Source organism: Snodgrassella sp. W6238H11 (assembly GCF_016100525.1).
GTDB lineage: Bacteria > Pseudomonadota > Gammaproteobacteria > Burkholderiales > Neisseriaceae > Snodgrassella > Snodgrassella alvi.
This window is the reverse complement of the sequence record NZ_JACFSH010000001.1, coordinates 263,137-275,534: the sequence shown is the minus strand read 5'-3', so window position 1 is coordinate 275,534 and position 12,398 is coordinate 263,137. Positions and strand designations below refer to the sequence as shown.

Annotated in this window: 10 protein-coding genes; 9 read left to right on the top strand and 1 reads right to left on the bottom strand. The window is 40.6% G+C overall.

Going from position 1 to position 12,398, the window contains the following annotated elements; genetic code table 11:
* Positions 1–7: 7 nt before the first annotated feature.
* The 9 genes from H3V00_RS01195 to H3V00_RS01155 all read left to right on the top strand — a co-directional run bounded on the left by H3V00_RS01195 (position 8) and on the right by H3V00_RS01155 (position 10,207).
* Complete coding sequence (locus tag H3V00_RS01195; protein WP_038648768.1) at positions 8–763, top strand: endonuclease/exonuclease/phosphatase family protein; 756 nt, start codon at positions 8–10, stop codon at positions 761–763.
* Between the two features lie 232 nt (positions 764–995).
* Positions 996–1,598 (top strand): LysE/ArgO family amino acid transporter, encoded by a 603-nt coding sequence (locus tag H3V00_RS01190; protein WP_198206640.1) that lies wholly within the window; start codon positions 996–998, stop codon positions 1,596–1,598.
* A gap of 365 nt (positions 1,599–1,963) precedes the next feature.
* Positions 1,964–2,971, top strand: a complete 1,008-nt coding sequence (hemB, locus tag H3V00_RS01185; RefSeq protein WP_078475310.1) for a porphobilinogen synthase — start codon at positions 1,964–1,966, stop codon at positions 2,969–2,971.
* Between the two features lie 1,019 nt (positions 2,972–3,990).
* A complete protein-coding gene (gene cyoA / locus H3V00_RS01180) occupies positions 3,991–4,881 on the top strand; it encodes a ubiquinol oxidase subunit II (protein ID WP_174831361.1) in 891 nt (296 codons plus the stop codon).
* Between the two features lie 19 nt (positions 4,882–4,900).
* Positions 4,901–6,886 (top strand): cytochrome o ubiquinol oxidase subunit I, encoded by a 1,986-nt coding sequence (gene cyoB, locus H3V00_RS01175; protein ID WP_198206641.1) that lies wholly within the window; start codon positions 4,901–4,903, stop codon positions 6,884–6,886.
* A complete protein-coding gene (locus H3V00_RS01170) occupies positions 6,886–7,497 on the top strand; it encodes a cytochrome o ubiquinol oxidase subunit III (RefSeq protein ID WP_025330406.1) in 612 nt (203 codons plus the stop codon). Before cyoB ends, H3V00_RS01170 begins: the two co-directional genes overlap by 1 nt.
* A complete protein-coding gene (gene cyoD / locus H3V00_RS01165) occupies positions 7,494–7,826 on the top strand; it encodes a cytochrome o ubiquinol oxidase subunit IV (RefSeq protein ID WP_025330405.1) in 333 nt (110 codons plus the stop codon). The genes H3V00_RS01170 and cyoD overlap by 4 nt, the downstream gene beginning before the upstream one ends.
* Before the next feature lie 9 nt (positions 7,827–7,835).
* Positions 7,836–8,726, top strand: a complete 891-nt coding sequence (gene cyoE, locus H3V00_RS01160) for a heme o synthase (RefSeq protein WP_084585577.1) — start codon at positions 7,836–7,838, stop codon at positions 8,724–8,726.
* A gap of 95 nt (positions 8,727–8,821) precedes the next feature.
* A complete protein-coding gene (locus tag H3V00_RS01155) occupies positions 8,822–10,207 on the top strand; it encodes an MFS transporter (RefSeq protein WP_232335902.1) in 1,386 nt (461 codons plus the stop codon).
* 135 nt (positions 10,208–10,342) lie between these two features.
* Here H3V00_RS01155 and H3V00_RS01150 read toward each other — a convergent pair whose 3' ends face one another.
* Positions 10,343–12,073, bottom strand: a complete 1,731-nt coding sequence (locus H3V00_RS01150) for a cation:proton antiporter (RefSeq protein WP_198206642.1) — start codon at positions 12,071–12,073, stop codon at positions 10,343–10,345.
* Between the last annotated feature and the right edge of the window lie 325 nt (positions 12,074–12,398).

The window sequence follows — 12,398 nt, the reverse complement described above, 5'->3', positions numbered from 1 at the left end:
CATTTTCATGAATAAAATTACTATTGCCTCCTATAACATACATAAAGGCATGTCAGCACTTAATAAAAAAGTTCAGCTTCCTCAAATGGCGGCAGCACTGCATCAGCTGGCACCAGACATACTGTTTTTACAGGAAGTACAAGGAATCAATAGTAAACGGGCAGAAAATATGCCGGATTTTCCCAAAAAACCCCATTACCAGGTACTCGGCGAACAACTAGCCTATAATGTCAGTTATGGTCGCAATGCTCGTTATAAATTTCGTGATCATGGTAATGCTATTTTAAGTCAGCTACCGATCGTAACCTGCCATAATCTGGACATCAGTGTTAACAGTTTTGAGCAGCGCGGACTGCTACATTGTGAAATTCAGCCCCCGCACTGGACACGACCATTGGTATGCCTGTGTGCCCATTTAAACTTACGTGAACCAGACCGAATAAAACAGTATCAGACTATTTATGACTATATCCAAAGTGAAATAGATCCGGCCAATCCATTAATTTTAGCCGGTGATTTCAACGACTGGCGCCAGCGTTCCCACAATACTTTAGGCTTAAAATTAAATTTGCATGATGCATTTTATGCTTATCGCCATGCGCCGAAAACTTTTCCAGCCCGCCTGCCTATTTTAAGTCTCGACAGAATCTTTACCCGCCATCTGGAAATACATGAAGCAAAACCATTAACAGGTCTGCCATGGCAAAAACTTTCCGACCATCTGCCTTTGTACGCAGTTGTCAGCCCTCTGAGTAAAACTTAATAACCTGTTTTCAAATGAATCTAAATCATTATTCCTAAGCTGGATTTCATCTAAGCTATTTTTATCCAGACATTTTCCGAATAATTTTAAAAACCGTCGTATCTATTGAATTAATAAAGCTTTCAGCAAAATTATTAATAAAATAAACTTGTTATAAATATACTTTAATATAACAAGTAATAGAAATTGCGTTAATTATTTTACATTTCAATAGGTTAATAGGTTAAATTCAATGTTTGCTTCACTATCAGGACTAGGCCTTGGCTTTTCATTAATTATAGCCATTGGTGCCCAAAATGCATTTGTTTTAAAGCAAGGTTTAAAGCAGCAATATATTTTCTGGGTATGCCTGATCTGCTCAGTATCAGATACTATTCTGATTTATTTAGGGGTAGCCGGATTTGCTAAAGTACTTAACCGCTATCCGGAAATCATTATTTATGCTAAATATTTTGGTGCTACTTTTTTATTTATTTATGGCATACGAAGTTTTTATTTTGCATTGAATCAAAATTCAGCGCTGAAACCAAGCCTGATTGAAAAAAGTTCCTTAATGAAAGTTATTGGAGTATGTCTGACTTTTACATGGTTAAATCCACATGTGTATCTGGATACAGTGATTTTAGTTGGTTCGATATCGGTATCATTCAAAGATAATCTTCATCTATTTACACTTGGAGTTATGCTTGCCTCATGGCTGTTCTTTTTTTCATTAGGCTATGGTGCAAAATTTTTATCTCCTTTATTTAATCAAAATCTTTCATGGAAGATATTAGACTTAGTTATAAGCGTTATTATGTGGAGTATAAGTTTTAGCCTGATTTTCACTAAATAATCGCATTGAACGCTAAATTCATTAAAAAATCACTTTTCTTTTCTATCAGCAAAAAATTATTCTATTAATTAACTCAGTCAGACTTTGTTTCAAACATTTACTGCTTATCAATTTTAAATAAATACTAAACACAAGGAACTTTAAAAGCAATTATGCTTTTTCCTAATTACATCTTATAAATACATTTTTAATTACAAACCAGAATTTAATAGTTTTTATTAATAATCAGTACAGAATTATGTCATTAGAAGTCCTGCCTGAAAGGGTTTAGAATAACAATCCGAATTTCACTAAGCTTTACAGGCCGTGATTTTAGCCAGCTTATAGGTGGCTGGCTGTAATTATTAAAAATCAGGATTACTATTATGAACTTTCCTCCTCGAATTATGCCTAATACACGTATGCGGCGTATGCGACGTGATGATTTTTCACGGCGAATGATGCGTGAAACCATACTGACAGCCAATGATTTTATTTTGCCGGTATTTGTGCATGAACAAACTGGGCGTATGCCTGTTGACAGCATGCCCGGAGTAGAACGTTTATCTATTGATGAATTATTAAAAGTTGCGGAACAGGCTTTAAAACTGGGCGTACCGGTTCTGGATTTATTTGGTGTTCCCAATCCTGATAGCAAAACCGCTGACGGACGGGCGGCATGGGATGAAAACGGTATCATTCAGCGTGCTATCCGTGCTCTGAAATCCCGTTTTCCTGAGCTGGGTGTAATGGCAGATCAGGCTCTCGATCCTTATACAACCCACGGACAGGATGGCCTGCCGGATGAAAATGGTTATATTAAAAATGATGAAACGATAGAAGCGCTTATCAAACAATCACTTTCACATGCAGCAGCCGGTGCGGATATTCTTTCTCCAAGCGATATGATGGATGGACGTATCGGAGCTATCCGCGAAGCATTGGAAGAAAATAGTTTTATTCATACCCGGATTATGTCTTATGCTGCCAAATATGCTTCAGCTTTTTACGGTCCGTTTCGCAGTGCGGTAGGCAGTGCCGGTAATCTGGGTAAAGGTAATAAATATACTTATCAGATGGATCCTGCTAACAGCAATGAAGCACTGCATGAAGTAGCACTTGATATAGCTGAAGGAGCAGATATGGTAATGATTAAACCGGGTATGCCTTATCTGGATGTAATCAGACGGGTTAAAGATGAATTTGGCGTTCCTACATACGCCTATCAGGTATCTGGTGAGTACGCCATGCTGCAGGCAGCCATCAGTAATGGCTGGCTCGAGGCTGATAAAGTAATTTTAGAAAGCCTGCTTGCATTTAAACGAGCCGGTGCAGATGGTATTCTGACCTATTTTGCCTTGCAAGCAGCGCAGCAATTACAACAAAATAGCTAGAATAAAAAGATATATAGCCATCAGGAATGCATCAGTTTGCAAACAACCCAGCCGGTATGAAAGCAAACTGATGCATTTATATATTTATATTTGAATGCATGCTGATTTATTTTGAATTTGATCACTGATTCTTCTATACCATCATACAAATATCATTAACAATATAGATAATCAGATAGTTAAAACACTTAATGATTATTTTGAGAAATTACAATAAATATGAATTCAATACAGAAAATATGCAAAATGGTATGAAAATTGCTAAACATTTACTCAAATGTTAACAAGTAAGGAAAATAAGCATAAAAACAATAAAGATAATAATTATCTAATTTGAATTAGATTGTTTACTTTAATTATATTATTTAAACCATGTTGCAAAAAGAAATCAATCAATATTTTATTTCAGTCGATACCTTTACAACACCCGAATATTTGTTTATTTCAAAATAAGTTGTTAAAAAATCATATAATACAAAGCCTTAAATTCAACAAATGAACAATCGGGCTTATAATTATTGTGTGAAATTTTTTAAAAAATATTATTTTTTAAAAAATTTCACACAAAATTGATACAGATTAACCTTTTTAGAATTTTAACATTTATCTTCTTTTTTTCAGAAAAAAGCTTACTGATTTTTTCTCAAAACATATATCTTATATTTATTTATATAAATCAGTATTTTAAATTTAATAAAAACTTAAGCTTATTCATGATAAATTTAAATATTAAACAAACTTTCATGATGACATTTATATGTTAATAAACGGATTATTTCCGGAAATCAAAGCAGCATTCTCATCTTCACGACAAACAAATATAAAGTAATTTTAAATATACATATTTGTTTTATATAATAAATAATTACAAATATATTTAAAATTTTTTATTTATTCTGCTATGTTTTTTAATAATGTGTTGAATACTGCAATATACAGTTCAGCAACATTGTCTTAAAATAGTAGCACCCGTTTTTTACAAACGTTAATCGTGTTTCCCGTAATGTTGAGGTCGTTACATGAAATTAAGTAAGCTCTCAGGGATAGTATTGACGATGCTGATCGGTTCGCTTTTTTTAAGCGGCTGTGATGCAGCTCTGCTAAACCCTAAAGGCCATATAGGTCAGGAAGAACGCACACTGATACTGACAGCCTTAGGCTTGATGTTGATAGTCGTAATTCCGGTGATTATCATGGCAGTTTTATTCTCTCTGAAATACAGAGAGGGTAGTAATGCCAAATACTCACCGAAATGGGCGCATTCCAACAAACTCGAAGCCGTAGTTTGGGGTATTCCTATCCTGATTATTCTCATTCTGGGAACAATCACATGGAAAACCACTCACTCTCTGGATCCCTATCGTCCGCTGGAAAGTGATAAAAAACCGGTGGTAATCGAAGTAATTTCATTAGACTGGAAATGGCTGTTTATTTATCCTGAACAGGGTATTGCCACTGTTAATGAAATTGCTTTTCCGAAAGATACCCCGGTGGAATTCAGAATCACTTCCAATACAGTGATGAATTCATTCTTTATTCCGCAGCTGGGTAGCCAGATTTATGCTATGGCTGGTATGCAAACCAAATTACATCTGGTTGCTGATACAGCAGGTGAATACAAAGGTATTTCATCCAGCTACAGCGGTGCCGGTTTCTCTGGCATGAAATTTACTGCCATTGCGACACCGGATGAAGCCAGCTTCAATCAGTGGGTGGATAAGGTGAAACAGTCGCCCAATACACTTAATGACATGGCTTCATTCAACAAACTGGCTGCGCCTAGTCAATTCCATAAAGTGGAATATTTCTCCAGCGCAAATCCGGGTTTGTACGGCAACGTGATTGCTAAATTTGCCAATCACAATATGCCTGCTGCTCTACAGGCCAGTGCAGCCAGCAGTGCTGAGTAAGCTTGCGAGGAAATAAACAATGTTCGGAAAATTATCTTTAGATGCGATACCGTTCCATGAACCGATTGTCATGGTAACGATTACAGCTATCATCGTCATTGGTCTGGCGCTGGTAGGTGCAATTACGTATTTTCATAAATGGGGCTATCTGTGGAAAGAATGGTTTACTACAGTTGACCACAAACGCATCGGTATCATGTATATCATTGTCGCTATTGTGATGCTGGTTCGTGGTTTTGCCGATGCAGTGATGATGCGTAGTCAGCAGGTTTTAGCCTCATCAGGTACCAGTGACGGCTTTTTGCCACCACATCACTACGATCAGATTTTCACCGCTCACGGTGTAATCATGATTTTCTTTGTTGCCATGCCTTTTGTAATCGGCTTGATGAACTTTGTCATCCCGCTGCAACTGGGTGCGCGCGATGTGGCCTACCCATTCCTGAATAATCTGGGTTTCTGGTTTACTGCTGTAAGTGTGGTACTGGTTAACTTATCACTGGGAATCGGTGAATTTGCACAAACCGGCTGGTTGTCCTATCCGCCGCTGTCTGGTCTGGAATTCAGTCCGGGGGTAGGTGTTGATTACTGGATATGGAGTTTGCAGATATCAGGTATCGGGACAACAGTTAGTGCTGTTAACTTTATTGCTACTATCCTGAAAATGCGTGCCCCGGGCATGACTATGATGAAAATGCCTATTTTCTGCTGGGCATCTTTCTGTAGCAATATTCTGATTCTGACTTCCTTCCCTATCCTGACAGCCTCTGTTGCCATGCTGACATTAGACCGTTACCTCGGCACCCACTTCTTTACTAATGAACTGGGCGGTAACATGATGATGTACATCAACCTGATCTGGGCATGGGGTCATCCGGAAGTATATATTTTGATACTGCCAATCTTTGGTGTGTATTCAGAAGTTACAGCTACATTCGCACGCAAGACCATGTTTGGCTATACTTCAATGGTATGGGCAACTGTGTGTATCACCATATTGTCTTTCATCGTATGGCTGCACCACTTCTTTACCATGGGTTCAGGTGCCAATGTCAACGCATTCTTCGGTATCGCAACCATGATTATTTCTATCCCGACCGGGGTAAAAATCTTCAACTGGCTGTTTACCATGTATGAAGGTCGTATTTCCTTCCATGTGCCGATGCTGTGGACTGTAGGCTTTATCATTACATTCTCTGTAGGTGGTATGACCGGTGTACTGCTTGCTGTACCGGGTGCGGACTTTGTACTGCATGGCAGTCTGTTCTTAGTCGCTCACTTCCATAACACCATTATCGGTGGTGTAGTGTTTGGATTGTTTGCAGCACTTAACTACTGGTTCCCGAAAGCATTTGGCTTTAAGCTGGATGAAAAATGGGGCAAACGGGCTTTCTGGTGCTGGTTTATCGGCTTCTTTGTAGCATTCATGCCTTTATATGCACTGGGCTTCATGGGTATGACCCGCCGTCTGAGTCAGCACATTGATCCGGCTTACCATAATTTGCTGTGTGTTGCTGCCAGTGGTGCTGCCATTATCGCTCTGGGCGTAGTATGCATGGTGATTCAAGTTGTAGTTTCCTGCCTGCATCGTAAGGAAAACCTTGATGTTACGGGTGATCCGTGGGATGGTCGTACTCTGGAATGGTCTACTTCTTCCCCTGTACCTTTCTATAATTTCGCTGTGCAGCCACAGGTTGAAAGCCGTGATGCATTCTGGGATGAGAAAGAAAAAGGTATTGCTTACAAGAAACCAGCCAAATATGAAGAAATTCATATGCCGAAAAATACTGCTGCCGGTCTGGTGATTGCAGTGTTCTCAATGATTTGCGGCTTTGCCCTGATCTGGCATATCTGGTGGATGGCTATCGTTGGCTTTGCCGGCATGATTATCAGCATTATTGTCAAGAGCTTTGACACGGATGTGGATTACTACGTTCCGGTTGCTGAAATCGAAGCTATTGAAAGCAAACGTTTTAATGAATTAACTAAAGCAGGACTGAAATAATGTCAACTGAAACCTTGATTCACGGTAGTGCGCATGAGCACGCTCACCACGACAACGGTTCACTGAAGGTATTCGGGTTCTGGATTTACCTGATGAGTGACTTGATTTTGTTCTCCTGTCTGTTTGCCACCTATATCGTGCTCCTGCCGGGCACAGCAGGTGGTCCAAGCGGCAAAGACATTTTCGAGCTGCCTTTTGTGCTGGTAGAAACTTTTGCTCTTTTATTGAGTTCCATTACTTACGGCTTTGCCGTGCTGGCAATGAATCGCAATAATCAGAGTCAGGTTTTATTATGGCTGGTGATTACTTTTGTATTCGGTGCATGCTTCATCGGGATGGAGCTGTATGAATTTCATCACCTGATTACAAGTGGTATGGGTCCTGACCGCAGTGGTTATCTTTCTGGCTTTTTTGCTCTGGTCGGCACCCACGGTCTGCACGTTACTGCTGGTTTAATCTGGATGGCTGTAATGATGATTCAGGTAGCTTCACGCGGTCTTACCAGTGTTAACCGCATGCGCATCAACTGCCTGAGCCTGTTCTGGCACTTTCTGGACATCGTGTGGATTTGCGTGTTCTCAATTGTATATCTGATGGGGGTAGCGTTATGAGTCAGTCAAACCATCAAGACCATATCCCACAACATGGCAGTGCTAAAAACTACATTATCGGGTTTATCCTGTCTGTAGTTTTAACTCTGATTCCATTTATGATGGTAATGAATCAGTCCGCTGACAAACAAACTCTGTTTGCTGTGATTGTCATTACTGCCGTTTTGCAGCTTATTGTTCAGCTGGTATGCTTTTTGCATCTGGGCAGTAATCCTGAAGAACGCTGGAATCTGATTTCATTTATCTTCACTGCTATTGTGATTGTATTGCTGGTAGGTCTTTCCATCTGGATTATGTGGAGCCTCAACGCAAACATGGTGTTAGGTTAAAGGCAGTTCATGATTAAGCCATACCTGCAAGTAACAAAACCAGGTATTATCGTCGGCAACCTGATTTCGGTTGTCGGCGGGTTTTTGCTGGCGTCAAAAGGCAGCATAAACGGCTACCTGCTAATCCTTACCCTGCTGGGCGTGTCTTTGGTAGTAGCCTCCGGCTGTGCGTTTAATAATCTGATTGACCGTGATATTGATCCGAAAATGGAGCGTACTAAGAATCGTGTGCTTGTGCGGGGCTTAGCATCTGCCCGTGTAACATTTGCACTGGCCACGATACTGGGTATTGCCGGATTTATTGTGCTTTATTTTGGCGCAAATCCCTTAGCCATGTGGTTATCTGTAATGGGCTTTGTGGTTTATGTAGGGATTTACAGTCTCTATATGAAACGGCATTCAGTTTACGGAACTTTAATTGGCAGTCTGTCGGGTGCCGCACCTCCAGTAATCGGTTATTGCGCTGTAAGCAATAATTTTGATGCTGGTGCACTTATTCTGCTGGCGATTTTCAGTCTCTGGCAGATGCCGCATTCCTATGCAATCGCGATTTACCGCTTTAAGGATTATCAGGCGGCTAATATTCCGGTTTTACCGGTAGTAAAAGGCATTGCAGTAGCAAAACACCATATCACGTTTTATATTATTGCCTTTATGTTTGCAACATTGATGCTGTCAATAGGCGGCTACGCCGGCTACAAATATCTGGTCGTTGCTGCGGCTGTCAGCATGTGGTGGCTGTGTATGGCATTATCTGGCTATAAAGCACAGAATAATGATCGTATATGGGCACGCAAACTGTTTGTGTTTTCGATTATTGCTATCACTACCTTAAGCATAATGATGTCGGTAGATTTTATGACTCCGGCCTCACAAACTGTATTAAGCTTTGCTGGCTGATACCGTGACATAAATATATAACAATACGCAAACCAACCCAACCTGCCTTTGTTTCTTTTACAATAGGCAGGTTTTTCTTATAAGCAGTATTAAACATGAATTCCAAGAACAACACCGATACACACATGAATCTTGCCGAAAGGCGTGCAACTTGGGGGTTAGGGGCAGTCTTTTCGCTACGCATGCTGGGCATGTTTATGGTTCTTCCTGTTCTGACTACTTATGGTATGAAATTAGAGGGAGCAAGTGAAAGCCTAATCGGACTGGCAATCGGAATTTATGGTCTGATGCAGGCTATATTGCAAATTCCTTTTGGTTTGTGGTCTGACCGTTTCGGGCGTAAACCTTTAATTGTAGGCGGCTTGCTGATTTTCACTCTGGGCAGCATTATTGCTGCTTTAACATCCTCTATCTGGGGAATCATACTGGGACGTGCATTACAAGGCAGTGGTGCTATCGCAGCAGCTGTAATGGCATTGTTATCTGACCTGACGCGCGAACAAAACCGCACCAAAGCCATGGCTTTTATTGGTATTAGCTTTGGTATCACTTTTGCAATTGCCATGGTCTGCGGCCCTATCATTACACATGCAATAGGTTTACACGGATTATTCTGGGTTATTGCGATACTGGCACTGGCTGCTATCGGCCTGACATTGTTTTTTGTACCCGACAGTACTGTTCATATACTTAACCGTGAATCAGGCATTGTACGCGGCAGTTTTGGTACTGTACTGCGCAACCCTGCCCTGTTTAAGCTGAACATCGGTATTTTCTGCATGCATTTTCTGCTTATGTCAACTTTTGTTGCACTGCCTATACAACTGGAACAGGCAGGCTTTCCGGCAGCCAAACATTGGCAGATTTATTTATACACGATGCTGATTGCTTTCATAACTGTTCTGCCACCAATTATATACGCTGAAAGCAAACGGCAAATGAAGCAAGTGTTTATCTTGTGTGTTACCGGACTGCTAATTGCTGAAAGTGTATTATGGCTGGCTAATATTTCTTTCTGGCCGCTTGTCACAGGTGTTTTATTATTCTTTATTGCTTTTAATCTGATGGAAGCACTCTTGCCTTCATGGGTCAGTAAAGAAGCACCGGCAGGTTATAAAGGCACTGCAATGGGCATCTATGCAACCGGGCAGTTTCTGGGCGTAGCCTGCGGAGGAACAATCGGAGGCTGGCTAGCTGCACATACCGGTGCACATAGTGTTTTTATCTTTGGCACAGGATTAACTTTTATCTGGCTTCTGCTGAGCCTGACAATGCACGAACCACCCTATTTGGCCAGTCTGCGCATTATCCTGAAACAGGGTCGTGTTTTACCTGACAATGCCCGACAACAATTACTTGAACAGGCTGGTGCACATCAGGTACTAATTATTCCTGAAGAACACAGTATATATATCAAAATAGACAGCAAAATTACTAACCGTGAACAACTGGAAGTATTCATCGATACTATAAGTAATTAAACCAAAACAGGCGCAAACCAATATTAGATAATTATCGATTTACGCTTGTTTCAAAAAATATCATTTTCAGGATACTGGATTATTTTTAAAAACTAATAAAAAATTATATTTTTCTATTGGAATCAATGTCAGTTTTCAGACCTGTCCGAATGCTTGCATAATTTCATTGGCCAGTACGAGCTGACTGTCAACAACTTTGGTTGCCCCTGCCTGAATAAACAACTGTTTGTCCTGTTCATATCTGCTGAATGTGACTATGTGCAGTTGCGGATTAAGTGCGATGGCAGCCTTTATAATTGATATCACTTCAGTTTTATTCTGAATAGTAATAATCAGATTTTTAGCCTGAGCGACAAATACAGCGTCCAGCATCCCATCTGATAATGCATGCCCATAGGCAACGGGTATCTGACGTGCACGCAACTCGGTAACAACTTCTAAACGATTTTCCTGCACATAAACTGTTTCATTGCGTTCATGCAAATGCTTGATTATTTCTTGTCCGACCGGGCCTGCACCCACCAACACCGTATGATCGCTCACCTCAGGAGCAATAGCCATATCTTCATCTACAAAATAGATTGAAACCGGCTTAATCGGTGCAGCTACTTTTGCATGAGGTTTATCCGATAATCGATTACTCTCGGACACAATGGTTGTAGCAGAAGTTTTTTGCTGTGACTGTTTTTCCAGATAGTGGTTCAGCCAGACAAATAAAAACGGGTTACAGATTATGGATATTAGTGCACTACCCAGAATCAGATCACTGGCTAATTGCGGCAAAATATTGTATACCGCGCCCAGACTGGCAATCATGAAGGAAAACTCACCGATCTGAGCCAGCGCAACAGCAATTGTTAGTGCAGTTTGAGGCGGATAGCCGAATACACGCACAATCAAAAATGCTCCCGCACTTTTACCTATTACTACCACCAATAAAGTGGCTAAGAGTAATAGTGGGTTACGGACAATAATACTAGGATCAAACAGCATACCCACTGAAACAAAAAAAAGTACGGTAAAAAAATCACGTAAGCCGCCGGATGCTTCTTCAGCAGTATGATTCATACTGGTTTCGCTGATGATGGCTCCGGCAAAAAAAGCACCCAGAGCAAACGACACACCGAAGAAATAATTGGCCAGTATGGCACAGCCTAAAGCAATAGCAATGACAGCCAGACGAAACAACTCAGGACTTCCTGTGCTCACTACACGCTGTAAAGACCATGGAATTATTCTGCGACCAAGAAAAAGCATAACCAGTATAAATGCAATGATTTGTGCTCCGGTTTTGCCCAGTAAATAAAGCAGATTTGCACTGGAAACAGCACCCTCTCCTGATAAAACCGGTGCCAGAGCCGGAATCATCACCAGCACAAACACCATGGCAATATCTTCAACAATCAGCCAGCCGGTAGCAATTCGCCCCTGTGTAGAATCCCCCAAATGCCAGCGCTGTAAAGCCGCTATTAAGACAACAGTTGAAGCACAAGATAGAGCCAATCCAAAGACAATACCCGCACCTGTTGTCCAGCCGGCCAGATAGGCAAGCAACCAGCCAAGTAAGGTAGCCAGAACAATCTGGATAAGTGCACCCGGTATCGCTACCCGCTTAACTGCAAGTAAATCGCGAATGGAAAAATGCAGCCCCACCCCAAACATCAGCAAAATCACGCCCAGTTCGGCCAACTGCTGTGATAAATGCATATCAGCAGTAAATCCTTTGGTATACGGTCCGACAATTATGCCGGCCAGCAGATAGCCGACCAACGGGGGCATCCGCAGCTTATGTGCGATATAACCGAGCACAAAGGCGAAAAATAAACCACCTACGATGGTTTCAACCAGTGGAAATGAGTGATGCATTGCTTTCTCAGGGTAATAGTAAATAATAGTAAGTAATCTATACTAGCGGAAAAATATCAGCAAATAAAAGCTTTTATACGCTTTTAGGTTATAATTATCATATTTTATCGATAATTTTCATATCTTATGTATAAGTATCCCCATTTACTAATTGCGTTACTAATACAGGCAGTGAGAAAAGCCGGATTTATTACTCGGTTCGGTTTACTGTGCTGAACGTATTTACAGGCGATTTTTTATGACATAGTTAAAAATATTTAAATTCATGTCAGTTTGTACTTAATAATGTACGTTGATTTCATTATAATAATGGTTTAGGAAAGTA

Excerpts from the sequence above, each read along its gene's own strand:
- H3V00_RS01150 (WP_198206642.1), bottom strand. The coding sequence starts at position 12,073 with ATGCATCACTCATTTCCACTGGTTGAAACCATCGTAGGTGGTTTATTT.
- H3V00_RS01190 (WP_198206640.1), top strand. The coding sequence starts at position 996 with ATGTTTGCTTCACTATCAGGACTAGGCCTTGGCTTTTCATTAATTATA.
- H3V00_RS01155 (WP_232335902.1), top strand. The coding sequence starts at position 8,822 with ATGAATTCCAAGAACAACACCGATACACACATGAATCTTGCCGAAAGG.
- H3V00_RS01170 (WP_025330406.1), top strand. The coding sequence starts at position 6,886 with ATGTCAACTGAAACCTTGATTCACGGTAGTGCGCATGAGCACGCTCAC.
- hemB (WP_078475310.1), top strand. The coding sequence starts at position 1,964 with ATGAACTTTCCTCCTCGAATTATGCCTAATACACGTATGCGGCGTATG.
- cyoA (WP_174831361.1), top strand. The coding sequence starts at position 3,991 with ATGAAATTAAGTAAGCTCTCAGGGATAGTATTGACGATGCTGATCGGT.
- H3V00_RS01195 (WP_038648768.1), top strand. The coding sequence starts at position 8 with ATGAATAAAATTACTATTGCCTCCTATAACATACATAAAGGCATGTCA.
- cyoE (WP_084585577.1), top strand. The coding sequence starts at position 7,836 with ATGATTAAGCCATACCTGCAAGTAACAAAACCAGGTATTATCGTCGGC.
- cyoB (WP_198206641.1), top strand. The coding sequence starts at position 4,901 with ATGTTCGGAAAATTATCTTTAGATGCGATACCGTTCCATGAACCGATT.
- cyoD (WP_025330405.1), top strand. The coding sequence starts at position 7,494 with ATGAGTCAGTCAAACCATCAAGACCATATCCCACAACATGGCAGTGCT.